Source organism: Candidatus Krumholzibacteriota bacterium (assembly GCA_034520215.1).
Classification (GTDB): Bacteria; Krumholzibacteriota; Krumholzibacteriia; order Krumholzibacteriales; family WJIX01; genus JAGHBT01.
Genome location: JAXHNR010000001.1, coordinates 126,157 through 140,014, shown reverse-complemented (window position 1 = coordinate 140,014; position 13,858 = coordinate 126,157). Strand labels below are relative to the sequence as shown.

The 13,858-nt window shown below is 46.3% G+C and carries 10 protein-coding genes; 6 read left to right on the top strand and 4 right to left on the bottom strand.

Going from position 1 to position 13,858, the window contains the following annotated elements:
* Positions 1–15 precede the first annotated feature (15 nt).
* From U5O15_00595 to U5O15_00580, 4 genes are all read left to right on the top strand, one after another.
* Positions 16–450: a phosphate ABC transporter substrate-binding protein gene (locus U5O15_00595; GenBank protein MDZ7859161.1), complete on the top strand. Its 435-nt coding sequence runs from the start codon at positions 16–18 to the stop codon at positions 448–450.
* Positions 443–2,803 carry an EAL domain-containing protein gene (locus tag U5O15_00590; GenBank protein ID MDZ7859160.1) on the top strand — a complete coding sequence of 787 codons (2,361 nt, stop codon included), beginning with the start codon at positions 443–445 and terminating at the stop codon, positions 2,801–2,803. The genes U5O15_00595 and U5O15_00590 overlap by 8 nt, the downstream gene beginning before the upstream one ends.
* Before the next feature lie 327 nt (positions 2,804–3,130).
* Complete coding sequence (locus tag U5O15_00585) at positions 3,131–5,641, top strand: PAS domain S-box protein (protein MDZ7859159.1); 2,511 nt, start codon at positions 3,131–3,133, stop codon at positions 5,639–5,641.
* A 64-nt stretch (positions 5,642–5,705) separates the two neighbouring features.
* Entirely contained in the window at positions 5,706–6,842 is a 1,137-nt protein-coding gene (locus U5O15_00580) for a PAS domain S-box protein (protein ID MDZ7859158.1), read from the top strand.
* A 141-nt stretch (positions 6,843–6,983) separates the two neighbouring features.
* Here the strand turns inward: U5O15_00580 and U5O15_00575 are convergent, their stop codons facing one another.
* From U5O15_00575 to U5O15_00560, 4 genes are all read right to left on the bottom strand, one after another.
* Positions 6,984–9,002 (bottom strand): copper-translocating P-type ATPase, encoded by a 2,019-nt coding sequence (locus U5O15_00575; protein ID MDZ7859157.1) that lies wholly within the window; start codon positions 9,000–9,002, stop codon positions 6,984–6,986.
* A 12-nt stretch (positions 9,003–9,014) separates the two neighbouring features.
* Positions 9,015–9,221: an SHOCT domain-containing protein gene (locus tag U5O15_00570; GenBank protein ID MDZ7859156.1), complete on the bottom strand. Its 207-nt coding sequence runs from the start codon at positions 9,219–9,221 to the stop codon at positions 9,015–9,017.
* Positions 9,222–9,400: 179 nt separating this feature from the next.
* A complete protein-coding gene (locus U5O15_00565) occupies positions 9,401–9,730 on the bottom strand; it encodes a type II toxin-antitoxin system PemK/MazF family toxin (protein MDZ7859155.1) in 330 nt (109 codons plus the stop codon).
* Positions 9,715–9,972, bottom strand: a complete 258-nt coding sequence (locus U5O15_00560) for an AbrB/MazE/SpoVT family DNA-binding domain-containing protein (GenBank protein MDZ7859154.1) — start codon at positions 9,970–9,972, stop codon at positions 9,715–9,717. Before U5O15_00560 ends, U5O15_00565 begins: the two co-directional genes overlap by 16 nt.
* A gap of 644 nt (positions 9,973–10,616) precedes the next feature.
* Here U5O15_00560 and U5O15_00555 point away from each other — a divergent pair.
* Together U5O15_00555 and U5O15_00550 are read left to right on the top strand one after the other, a co-directional pair.
* Positions 10,617–13,466: a hypothetical protein gene (locus U5O15_00555; protein MDZ7859153.1), complete on the top strand. Its 2,850-nt coding sequence runs from the start codon at positions 10,617–10,619 to the stop codon at positions 13,464–13,466.
* Between the two features lie 207 nt (positions 13,467–13,673).
* Positions 13,674–13,835: a hypothetical protein gene (locus U5O15_00550; GenBank protein MDZ7859152.1), complete on the top strand. Its 162-nt coding sequence runs from the start codon at positions 13,674–13,676 to the stop codon at positions 13,833–13,835.
* Positions 13,836–13,858 lie beyond the last annotated feature (23 nt).

Below are 13,858 nucleotides of genomic sequence, written 5' to 3'. Positions count from 1 at the left end.
GGTTTGCCGATGCAAATGAAACGAATAACAGTGATTGCATGGATATATCTCTTAAGCCTCATGGCCAGCGCCGTCCGCGCCGACGAGGCCGCCAGGGTGGTGGTAGTGGTCTCTTCGCAGAATCCGATCAAGACCCTGTCCCGCGCCCAGCTCACAGACATCTACCTGGGCAGAATGAACCGCTTTCCGAACGGGAATTTAGTGAAACCCGTCGATCTGAGTGAAAGCTCGCCCACGCGCGGCGAATTCTACAGCAGATACCTGGGACGATCCCAGTCGCAGATAAAGGCTCACTGGTCGAAACTTCTCTTTACCGGCCGCGGCCAGCCGCCGCCAACCGTTTCCAGCGGGGATGCTATGGCTGAGTTAGTGGCTGAAAACCCCAATACCATCGGATACCTATCCCCCGATTTTTTGGACGAACGCTTGCGGGTGGTGCCAATTGATTGATGTAACCGAGCAAACGAACGAAGATGTCCCGCAGATAGATAGCACCGCCGGCCGGAGCTGGTTTCACCGGCTGATCGAGCCGCCCGTTTTGTCCATCGTGATGACCGTTCTGTTTCTGGCGGTAATCTGGGCTGTCACTTTAAATCTCATCGCCAGAGAACGTGCCTCAGCTGATCGCACTGCCGCGGCTATGACCATGGACGTGGCTGACACCTACGAAGCTCAGGTCGTGCGGGCTTTGCGCGAGATCGATCACACATTGAAGATGGTCCGCTATCAACTGGATGACAAACCCGCGCAGGTGATCCTGGAAGATTTGCGCTCCGAAGAGTTGCTGCCGCCCGAGATCGTCTTCACAGTCAGCATAATTGATGCCCGTGGAGAGATCCTCGATAGCACAAATCGCTCTTCTATCCCCGAGAACGTGGCAAACATGGATTTTTTTAAACGTGCGAAAGAGCAAGAGGATATGGTAATCGGACAGCCGCAGCACTACCGGGGGTCAGATGAATGGTGGTTGTCTTTCAGCAGACGCTTCGGGGAGGCCGGACAACGGTTCACGGGGATCGTGGCGGTATCGGTGCATGCCGGCTATTTTGTCAGCGGCTATGAGTCCGATGCGCTGGGAGAACACGGCGTTCTCGGACTGGTGGGAACCGACGGCGTTTTCCGGGTACGACGCACCGGTAATGATATATCCGCGGGCACAACGATTAACTACAATGCGCTGGTACAGGAGAGCACCCCCGTCGATGATTCGGCCGAGGTGACTGTAAACCGCTGGGACGACACTCGACGCTACACCATCGCCAGAAAGCTTTACGAATTCCAACTGGCAATCGTCGTTGGTCTTTCCGAAGCGGAACAACTCGCCCCCGCCGACAGGATCCAGCGCCGCTACATACGGCGCGCCGGTCTGGTCAGTATACTGGTGGTCGTTATCGGAGTTCTGCTCGGCCGGTTGACCTGGCAGCTCCGGAAGTCGCGCACGAACGCCATTGAAGAACGGGCCGCACACGCGCGGAACGTCGAATATCTCGCCTATCACGACAATCTCACAGGCCTGCCGAACCGAGCGCTTTTCAGCCGGCTTCTTTACCATCAAATGCAGCACGCGCGCCGTTATAAAAAAAGGCTGGCGTTGATGTTTTTAGACCTCGACCACTTCAAAGCAATCAACGACTCGCTTGGCCACGAGGCAGGCGACGAGCTACTCAAGAAGATGGGCAGACGACTCAGGGAGTCCCTGCGGGAAAGCGATATCGTCGCGCGGCTGGGAGGCGACGAGTTTATAATGCTGCTCCCCGAGATTACTGAGGAAACCCAGGTGACAACAGTTGCCGGAAAAATCCTGGCAGCAGTCGCAAAGCCCTTTACGCTTGCCGAGCAGGAGTTTCGCATCACAATAAGTATCGGAATTGCCATGTTTCCGGCCGATGGTGAAGATGAACAAACACTTATGAAAAGCGCCGATGTCGCAATGTATCACGTAAAAGAGGGAGGGAAGAACAACTTCCGGTTCTACTCCGAAAAACTGAACACTGACTCGCTGGAGCGCCTCACCCTGGAATCGAGTCTGCGCAAGGCGCTGGAGAACAATGAGTTCCGCCTTTTTTATCAGAGCAAGCAGGACATGGCCACTGGCCGCATTACCGGCATAGAGGCGCTGCTGCGCTGGCAGCATCCCGATCTCGGGTTAATTCCGCCTATGCAATTCATACCCCTTGCAGAAGAAAACGGGCTCATCGTTCCTATCGGGCGCTGGGTTTTCAAAACCGCTTGCCGTCAGAACCTCGCATGGCAAAACGAAGGTTTTCCCAAATTGAGCATGGCCGTGAACATTTCCAAGCGGCAGTTCTTTGATGAAGATTTCTTGAAGGACGTCGGGGACGCGCTTCAGGAAAGCGGAATGGCACCCGAGCTGCTCGAACTGGAAATCACCGAGGCTATTATCATGCACGACATGGACGGGACGATCCGGATTCTCAAGGATTTGAAACAGATGAGAGTGCGGGTAGCAATAGATGATTTCGGTATCGGTTACTCATCGCTGTCCAAATTAAAGGAGTTTCCGCTTAACACTCTTAAAATCGACGGCTCGTTCATTCAAAATATGATTCCTAACACCGAAACCAAAAGCTTGACTACGGCTCTCATTGATCTGGGCAAAAGCCTGGGTTTCACGGTGGTCGCAGAAGGCGTGGAGTCGAAGGAACAGGCCGATTTTCTTAGAACCCATTCGTGCGACCAGTTCCAGGGTTTCTACATAAATAAACCAATGCCGCCGGAGAAGTTCACCTCGGAGATACGCGAACAGCTAAAAGGATATACGGATACAGTATCGCCTGATTAACGAACATGAATTCTTTTTTATCCGGATAAATTTTATGTAGCCCGGCATGTTTGTATAGGAGATTATCTATACTACCGTGGATAAGGTCTTTCCATCCCAAGTTTTGGTATTAAGGCCATAATCAACATCTGCAATATTGTACCTGAGCCCTCGCCGGTTGCCAGCGGACTTCTCGAATCGGCCAATTTGTGAACCAGCAACACATTTGCCTGATTTTTCCGCTTTGCGCCTTGCACTATTTGATTATTTATCCTATCATCTAATTAATTAACGCGTGGCTACAGCATAGCGAGCAAAAACTCGGGGAATTTTACAGGGTTCCAATGAATGATGCTGTTTTTATCCAATATAATCAGGCACATGCGCGCACTAACCCGGCTAAAGCATAGCGAGCAAAAATTCAGGGGAATTTTTCACGGTTACAATGATGCTGTTTTTATCCACGACCTCTCAGGGCAATTTTTGGAGGTAAACCAAGTCGCCTGCAGAAGGCTTGGCTACAGCCGTGAGGAACTTCTGCGCATGACGCCCATGGACCTTGATGTCGGTGAATATGCGGGCAGCGGGCCGCAACGATTTCAGGATGTTGATCAGCAGGGCTCCCTGGTGTTTGAATCGGTTCACCGGCGCAAAGACGGCAGCACAATTGCCGTTGAGATAAGCAGCCGCAAAATCGACTATGAGGGTAAAAGCTGCATACTCAGCATTGCCCGTGACATCACCGCACGCAAACAGTCCGAAGAAGCCCTGCGGCGGTCTGAAAACTACTACCGCGCTATATTCGAGACCTCCGGCACAGCCATGTTCATTATTGAAGTGGACACTATTATTTCCCATGCCAACTCTTATTTCGAAGAACTTTCCGGATATTCAAAGCAGGAGGTTGAAGGGAAAAAATCCTGGACCGAATTTGTTCACCCTGATGATATGGTTTGGATGAAGAAAAACCATTATTTACGGCGCCAGAATCCGGATGCTGCAGTACACCAGTATGAGTTTTGTTTCATTACCCGCTACGGTGAAACGCGAAATCTTTTACTGGCCGCGGACATAATTCCCGGAACCAATCGCACTATAGCGTCTTGCATTGATATCACAAAGCGCAAGAAATCCGAGGAGGAATTACGGGTAAGCGAACAGCGGTTCAGAAGCATCTTTGAAGAAGGCCCTTTCGGGATGGGTTTGCTAAACCCGGAGGGCATAATTATTACCGCGAATAAGATGTTGTGTGATTTGCTGGGTTATACCCAACAGGAACTTGCCGGTAAACGCATTGCTGACATAACCCATGAGGATGACAAAGAAAAGAGCAGGGAACTTTCAAGACAATTGTTTGCAGGCCACAGTCCCGTAGTTCGTTTTGAAAAGCGGTATGTCAGAAAGGACGGCGGAATCGTCTGGGTTAATACCACCTCTTCTGCCATTCGTGGCAAAGAGGGTGACATACTTTACGCCATGATGATCATTGAGAGCCTCACGGAAATCAGGAAGGCGACGGAAAAGATTCACCTGATGGCTTATTATGACAGGCTGACCGAGTTGCCAAATCGCACGTTTCTAAAAGAACTTATAAAAGAATCAATCGCGCATTCCAGGCGTCATAACAAAATATTTGCCATTATTTACATCGGGTTGGATAATTTTACCCGGATCAACGATACGCTCGGACATGGCGCCGGAGATCTGCTGCTGAAGGCTGTTGCCGGCAGGCTTACCAGCTTTTTACGCAAAAATGCCTTCGTTGCCAGAGCAGTCGAAGGAGAAACAGGAAATGTTATATCCCGGGCTGGCGGCGACGAGTTTATAGTATTGGCCCATGATCTCAACCAGGCCCAGGACGCCGTGAGACCGGTCAGTCAATTACTCGAGGAAATATCCAAACCCTATGATTTAAACGGTCGCGAGGTATTTATAACCGCCAGTATGGGCATTGCCCTGTATCCTGATGACGGAACGGATGTTGACGAGCTTCTGGTAAACGCTGAAAAGGCCATGAGACACACAAAGGCCAAAGGTACGAACACCTTTTACTTTTATTCAAAATCAATGCATTCCGCTGTTCAGGAACTTTTGACGCTGGAAAGCGACCTGCACAGGGCACTGGAACGAAATGAGCTTGTACTCTACTATCAACCGAAGGTAGATGCGGCAACTGGAAAAATTACGGGGATGGAAGCGCTGATACGCTGGAATCATCCCGGCAAGGGCTTGATTCCACCGATGGAGTTTATTCCCGTAGCCGAAACAAACGGTCTCATCCTGCCTATCGGAGAATTCGTCATACGCACCGTTTGCGCCCAAATTAAAGCATGGCAGAAGGCCGGTTATAAGCAGAGCAAAGTTGCCCTGAATGTATCGAGCCTCCAATTTGAGAAACAGGATCTGGTAGGCATAATAAAGGCCGCCTTGCAAAATATGATGATTTCTCCGAAGTGCCTGGGATTGGAAATAACGGAAAGCACTATTATGAAGGACGCTGAAAGAGCTATTGAGATCTTGACTGAACTAAAAGCGCTAGGGATAGGAGTTGCAATTGATGATTTCGGCACGGGACATTCATCCTTGAGCTATTTGAAACAGCTGCCGCTGGATTTCTTGAAGATCGATAAGTCCTTTATAGACGGCCTGGCCTCCGACAGTAAAGACCAGGCTATCGTCAGGACGATGATTGTTATGGCGCACGGCCTGAATATGAAGGCCATTGCCGAAGGTGTGGAAACAGGAGATCAGTTATCCTTCCTGCAGGAGCAGGGATGCGACGAAATTCAGGGCTACTTGTTCAGCCGGCCTTTGCCGGCAGATGAAATCCCGGGTATTTTGGCGATAGGTTATCTATAGACCAGAAAACTGAAGAAACTGTCCCGTCGCGCAGCTCTACAAATTCCCTTAAAGGAGGGAGCACATGAGCGATCAGTCAAATACCCATCACAAACAGGTAAAAGAGATAACCGCTTTAGAAGAAAGAATCAGGCAACTGGAGGCAATTGAAGCAGAGTACTTGCGTGCAGAGAAGGCGCTGGCCCACTCGGAGAAGAAGTTCCGAAAGCTGTTCAATGCCGTCACCGATGCGGTGATGTTACTTGATGAGAATGGCTTTTTCGACTGCAACAAAGCGGCCCTTTCGATCTTTGGATGCCGGACCCGGGAGGAATTCTTATTAAAAAGTCCCGCCGATTTGTCGCCGGTTGAGCAGCCTGACGGAACGGACTCTCAGGTGCTGGCCAACCGGATGATTTCGACAGCTGTGGAAAAGGGCAGCTTTCACTTTGAGTGGATGCACAAGAGAAACGACACCGGCGAGACCTTCCCGGCTGATGTGCTGCTCACTGCCATGGAACTGGATGGCAAACCGATTGTTCATGCGGTTGTACGCGACATCACAGAGCGCCATAAAGTAGAGAAAGCTTTGCGGGAAAGCGAAGCCAAGTTCAAAACTTACATGGAAAAAGCTCCTCTTGGTATTTTTGTGGCAGATAATACAGGTCGTTACCTTGAGGTTAACCCGGCAGCGTGCCGGATGACCGGGTATACAAAAGAAGAACTGTTGAATTTAACCATCCCGGACTTTCTTGCCCCGGAATTCTTAGATAAAGGAATGGCATTGTTTAAAAATTTAAAAACAGAGGGTTATGAAAATAGCGATTATATTGTACGCAAGAAAAACGGAGAGAAGTTTTGGATTAATTTAGTTGCGGCGAGTATTACTGATAACAGATTTATTGGTTTTTGTCAGGATATTACCGAAAGCAAGCAAGCTAAGGCGAAGATCCGGCAGATGGCTTACCACGATTCCCTGACTGGTCTTCCCAACCGGAAGCTCTTCTCTGATCGCGCGGATATCGCCTTAGCACAGGCCGAGAGGAATCAAAAGAATGTCGCATTTATCATGCTTGACCTCGATAATTTTAAGGACGTATACGATACCTTTTTGCTGTATATCGGCGGTTCGTTTCGGCTTTTCGAACGGCGCGGGCGTTTAAGGATGAATGTTTGCGATTTCCGGCGCGGATGTATCATGGCCCGCAAAAAGATGAAGTAGTTTGGCCGGAATTCATAAAAATTTTACACAGCCACTATAATAAGGAGAAAAAAGCAATGACGCTGATTCATTTGGGTTTGGGTACCTTTAAGAAAGGAGCACGTATGTCCACTTTATAATACTTCATAACATACTCCCTTATTAATTTATGCTCATTTTTCTTTTTAACAATTGTGCATTGATAGCCACAATAACCGTACTCAAGCTCATTAATACCGCACCCATAGCTGGATTGATTAATATGCCTTTACTATACAGAACTCCAGCGGCTAACGGAATGGCAATCACGTTATAACCAGTTGCCCAGACAAAGTTCTGTATCATTTTTTTGTAGGTTTCTTTTCCGAAAATTACCAACGAAGCAATATCTTTCGGGTTGCTGTTTACCAGGATAATATCCGCTGTTTCTGCGGCAATATCAGTGCCTGAGCCCACAGCAATGCCCACATCGGCGGTTGCCAGTGCGGGGGCATCGTTAATGCCGTCACCTGTCATGGCAACAAACTTTCCGGTTTTTTGAAATTCTTTTATTTTTTCAAGCTTCTGGTCAGGCAATATTCCGGCAAAATATCCATCAAGCCCCAATTCATCGCTCACGCTTTTGGCCACTTTTTCATTGTCGCCCGTGATCATATACACTTTAAGGCCATTGTTTTTCAATGTTTTTATCGCCTCATACGATTCCGGCCGAATTTCGTCTGCCATGGCAATAAAACCAGCCAATTCTTCATCAATTATCAGAAAAACAACAGTTTCCTGTTCGCTTTTGTAAGCTTTTTCGGGTATATCCATGTTTTGTTCCTTGATGTATCTTGGGCTTACCACCTTCACTTTTTTGTTTTCAACATCAGCCTCAATGCCTTTACCGGTGATGGCAGTGAAGTTTTCCGCATCGGGCACTTTAATGTTTTCATCTTTTATTTTATCCATGATACCTGCAGCCAGGGGGTGTTCTGATTTGGCTTCCAGTGCACCTGCAATGCGCAGAATTTCCTTATCTTCATAATTGCTAACCAATGAACCGAAACGGGTTACCACAAAATTGCCCTTGGTAAGGGTGCCTGTTTTATCGAATACCAGCAGGTTTATTTTTCTGGAATTTTCAAAGGCTGTGCGATTTCTAATCAGCAAGCCTTTTTGTGCAGAAACAGATGTTGATATAGCCACGACTAATGGTACGGCCAGCCCCAATGCATGGGGACATGTGATGACCATTACACTGGCCATACGTTCAAGGGCAAAAACAAATGGCTTACCTATAATTAACCAGACAGTAAGTGTACCGAATCCCACAGTGAGTGAGGTAATGGTTAACCAAAAGGCAATTCTGTCAGCAAGGTGCTGTGTTTTTGATTTTTTTTCCTGAGCCTCTCTTACCATACCAATGACCTTGCTCAGATAAGCTTCCTCGCCAACTTGTTGTACTTGTACTTTTAGTGAACCGTTTCCGTTGATTGTTCCGCCAATGACTTTTTTATCTTTGCCTTTTTTTACCGGTTTTGATTCCCCTGTCACCATTGATTCATTTACGGAACTTTCTCCCTCTGTAATAATGCCATCCACCGGTATTTTTTCGCCGGGGCGCACCAACACCAAATCACCTTTTTCTAATTCCCCAACTTTTACATCTTTGGTATCTCCGTCTTTTACCAAATGCGCTTCGTCGGGCATCATCTCCACTAGTTTTTGCAAGGAAAGGGAGGCACCCATAACGGATTTCATTTCAATCCAGTGCCCCAGGAGCATAATATCGATTAAAGTTGCCAGTTCCCAGAAGAATTTCTTACCTTCCAAACCAAACGTAGTGGCTGAGCTGTAACCAAAAGCAACAGTTATGGCAACGGCAATGAGAGTCATCATTCCAGGTTGTTTCTTTTTCAGTTCAACAACCAAACCGGTAAGGAACGGCCACCCCCCATAGAAATAAACAAATGCCGATAACGCAAAAAGCACATAGTCTGAATAACCAAAACTGATAATATATCCCAGAATGTTCTGTATCATGGGAGAAAGTATCAAAATTGGCAGGGTAACCAAAAGTGAAATCCAAAACCGCTTTCGGAAATCTTTAATCATCATGGCATGATGGCCGGAATGATCGTGAGAGCGATGCTCATGATGTTTATGGTCATTGTGATTATGTTCTGAATGATTTTTCATGTCATAGCCTTTTTATAAATCTTTTTTTCGTTCTTCGAACTCTTGTTTATCTATTTCCCCTTTGGCATATCTTTCCTTTAAAATGTCAAGGGGAGTTTTGTTATTACCCCGTAACTGATTGTTCTGGCTTACCATTCTTACAATAATCCAGATTACAGCTATAAAAAAAATAATGCCTATTATCCATCCCCAGCCGTATCCGTACATTCCATGAAACATTTTAACCTCCTATTTTACACAAAATCCATAATCGCCAGCTGTTTGTCTTGCATATAACATCCCTCGCATCAGCTGCGGGATGGCCCGGCGCGTCTCTGACCGAAAAGCCGAGCCGGTGCCGGCCTGCCGCAACCCCTGCCAGAGCCGTGACAGGACGGACCGTCAGCTGCATTATGCAGTTAGGGCGCAAATATCTCAGCAAGTACAGACAGAACTGCATATGCTGATCGTTTATCTAAACGCCCCAATTTCTTTAACAGTCTCTCCTTGTCAATTGTACGGATTTGATCTAAAACAACTTGCCCGCTTTTACCCTTAAACTTGCATAACACCCTTGTAGGATATGGTCTGCCCTTTGTAGTAAGCGGAGCAACAATAACTGTCCTAATACTATGATTCATCTCGTCGGGCGAAATAATCAAGCACGGACGTGTCTTCTTAATCTCACTTCCAGCAGTTGGATCCAGATTTACCAGGTAAACCTCAAATCTATTTACTTCCACTCCCATTCCTCCTCATCCCATTTTGTCGGTGATATCTCTCCTAGATCAAGGAGCTTGTCGTCTCCACGCTCTGCCATCTTCTGAAATGCCGCTAACCAATCAGACCTTGGCCTCTGTGCCGGACTTATAACAAGGCGATTATCTTCAACTATGATCTCGATATCCCGCTCTATCCCGACCTGCTCTATAATAGGTTTTGGTATCCTTATTCCTTGGGAGTTGCCTATCTTGACAATCTTAGACTTCATATATGTCACCTCCTGTAATTACATTGTACTAACTAAGCCACAGATTGTCAAGCCCGATGGCGCGGCGCTACAGCGCCTCCAGCTATCAAAATCTCATTTAAATATTCTCCATTCATTCTTTAAATCGCGAAGCGTCCGCGCCATCATTGTATATCCGGTTTCCTCATAAACTAATATTTGATTATCTTGTCAACATATTATCTTTGAATATTTTTTCAATATCTCCTTTTAAGTAAGGTGCTTATTCAACTTTAATAAAATAAATAAGTTCTTATACAGTTTCCGTACAAAACCCATATCTTCTCCCCTGCCGAGCAAATTTATACCATACTAATAAAAGACAATCAAGAGCGTTCCAGTTATTTTGATTTAAAAGTCCTTACAGCAATTATGCTGTTATAGAGGAATTTGTTTTTATACCAAGAGGTTAACTCATCCGGGGGGTTTTTATGTACAAAATCGTTCAATTTTTGCTCGAGTAACCTTCCGCGCTTAATTAAACAAGGCGGAACATTGGCAGCAGAATTGCTGATCATCATTTACAGAATGGTCAGATGGAGTTTCAAATGAACATTCTGTTTGGATTTACGCGATAAATCGTCTACTATCTTCAGAAATGATCTGCTTAAAGAGAAAACCATATCATGATACCTGATAAAAGAATAAAAAGATCCATTCTTCCGGTTATTATACTGATCTTCCTTCTCTTTTGTTCAGACAGAGGCTTTGGGCAATCCCCGCCGGAAGTAGAATGGAAAGAGATAAAGACAGAACACTTTGAGATAATATTTCCAGCGGAGATAGAGGCGGACGCGCAGCGCGTAGCGAATCTGATGGAGCACTTCGCCCGCCTCCATAATCTCACAATGAAATCAGAATACAGTTCGGTGCCGATAGTGCTTATTAATCAGTCAACAGATTCAAACGGCTACGTAAATTATGCTCCGTTGATGTCACACTGGTACAGCACACCTTCATCTTTTCCGGCCACGGAATGGTACAAGACTCTCGCATCTCACGAAGGACGCCACATAGTACAAAACAGAAAACTGGGTTCAGGGCCCGGCAAGAGATTATGGTCTCTAGGTCTCGGCGATATCGGCACCGCGACCTTCGATTTCTTGTATATACCCGTCTGGTTCAGTGAAGGGGACGCTGTGCTTGCCGAAACTATTTTTACAAACGGCGGGCGGGGCAGACTTCCCTTTTTCGATCTTTGGCTGCGCGCCCAGGAACTCTCCGGCAAGCGCCTTTCTTACGAGGAAAACTATCTCGGTTCATACGACGACCCGTATATTTTCTCGGACCCCTACAAACTCGGATATCTTATGACAACACGCGCCTGCAGGGAATACGGCGCGGATGTATGGGACAGAGTTCTCGGCGAAACAGGTAAATACGTCATATATCCTACATTCGATAAATCTCTGTCTGATATAACCGGAAGGTCTATCAGGCAGCTCTATAAAGACACGATGGATGAAGTAAAAGTGATGTGGGAAGAACAACAATCGGACCTCGCGTTCACTCCGGTTAAAAGAATAAGTCCTCCCTGCCGGGAGCCGTGGACTCACTATCTGTGTCCGCAATATACTAAAAACGGAATTCTCTCCATTAAAACCGACCCGGACAATAACTGCGCTGTAGTCCGTTTTTCACCTTCAGGTAAAGAAAAATTCATAAGAGAGCTTCCCTACAATTCTTCATACCGTCCTCTCATGAGCAATGAAAGGTCAATATCCGCCGGTGGAGGAAAGCTGTCCTGGCTTACTGTAACACCTGATATAAGATGGAGGTACAGAAACTATTCCGACATAGTTATTATGGATACAGCCAGAGGAAAGACAGAGCAGATCACACAAAAGGGTAAATTCACCAGCTGCGCTCTATCTGCTGACGGCAGCCGGATAGCCGGAGTTGAATTCACGCCCGAAAGGAAGTGCTTTTTAAAGATCATTGATACGCTAACGGGAGAAACAGAAGTATCTTATAGGGTCCCCGCCAATGAATTCATTTTCGATCCGGCGTGGTCGACCGGCGGAACCAAAATCGCGTTTACCGATCTTACAGACAGAGGCAGTTCTCTTAAAATATTCGACCTCGAAAAGCGGATAATCAAGACAATAATCCCGCCGACCGCCGGAGAGCATATTAAATCACCCTGTTTTTACAGAAGTTACATTCTCTATGAATCGGACTACTCGGGGATAAACAATATCTATGCCGTTGAAATTAAGTCCGGGGAGAGATTTCAAGTTACTTCCAGACCATATGGAGCCTTTTTCCCGGAAGTTTCTGGGAATCAAAAAGAACTCTACTTCAGCGACTACACCCCGAAGGGTTATGAAATCGTAAGTTCCCCTCTGGCTCCTTCGAAATGGAAATCACTCGATGAAGTTAAGATCAGAAGATCAAGCTACTTTAAACCGATAAGTAAATCTGTCACCGGCGGTAAGAAAAAGAGGACGGAAGAACGGAAATACAAGGTCAGCAAATACAATCCGCTTCTTCACACATTCAATTTCCACAGCTTGATTCCATCTATCGACACGACTAATGAAGATATATTTTTCAATCTGCTCTCTAACGATGTACTGCTTACAACACAAACCCTTCTGGGGTGCAGGTATAACTACAGAAAGAATGCCGGCTCAATAAGCCTGAACTTAGATTACGCCGGCCGTTTTCCCGTGTTCAGCATAGGGGGTAAATACGGAAAGAGAGCGGATCCTCTGGAACACTCAGATGACTTTCGAACATGGAAAGAAACGGAAGGGAGAATCGGAGTCTATTTTCCTCTGAACCTGTCCCGGGGTACTTACTACCGGCATCTTCGCTTCGGCTCATTCGCCGAACACAGAGAAATCTCAGACCGTTCATTATACGATTATTCAGAAAACTATGACTACTCGGTTGAATCTCTCTATCATTATATTCTCTTTTCACGTTCAAAGCAGAAGTCTCCTCACGACATCTATCCTTCCTTCGCGCAGAACCTGATCGTCTCTTTGAATCACACTGTGGGAAGCAGCTACCGGGGTAACAAGCTGAATTTAAGGTCGACAATATTTCTGCCGGGGCTTTTCGATCACGACAGCTTTCATTTCGAGGGGGCTCTTGAAGAACAAAAGCTTAGCAACACGTACAGATGGAGTAATAGTGTTTTCTTCCCCCGCGGATATATAGAGAGTGACGAGAGGATTCTTGACAATTTCTACAGGTTTTCCGCCAACTACACCTTCCCCCTTATGAACACAAATCTATCAATATGGAAGGTCCTCTACATCAAAAGAATTAACGGCAGTTTTTTCTTTGACTACGGACTCACAGAAGACAACGAGAAAAGACTCTTATACCGTTCTTTCGGAATAGAACTGCCTCTGGAAAGCTTTCTTTTGAGCAATAAACATATGAGGATCAGAACAGGTCTTCGCTGCTCATATTGTATTGACAATGACAAAACACGTTTCGACCTTATCCTCTCAGTAAATTAGACCATGCTGAATGGAAAAAGATGAAACAGCTATTAAAAGACCGTTTTTACCCGGTCATTAATATTGCCAAAGACCCGGCCTGTTTCACGGGAACAAAGATTACTTTTTATCAGCTTTAAGTCTTTCTCTTCTTCCAGGACATTCCCCAAAAATCAGGGCAATATTTTAGTAATGGCATAACTATCAAGTAATTACCCATAATGATAAGTGGAATTGACATTTAGTTTCTATCCGGCTATTGGTATTGTCAAAAACGCCGTCTATTTCCCCTGCGAGGAAATAGCGTCTCCCGCTCTCAGACTCGCTCTTTCCCATTTCCCTAAAGGAAATGGGAAAACCATGCCCGCTCGTCTTCCGAGAGGGTTTTGAAATACCAATAGCCGGATATACAA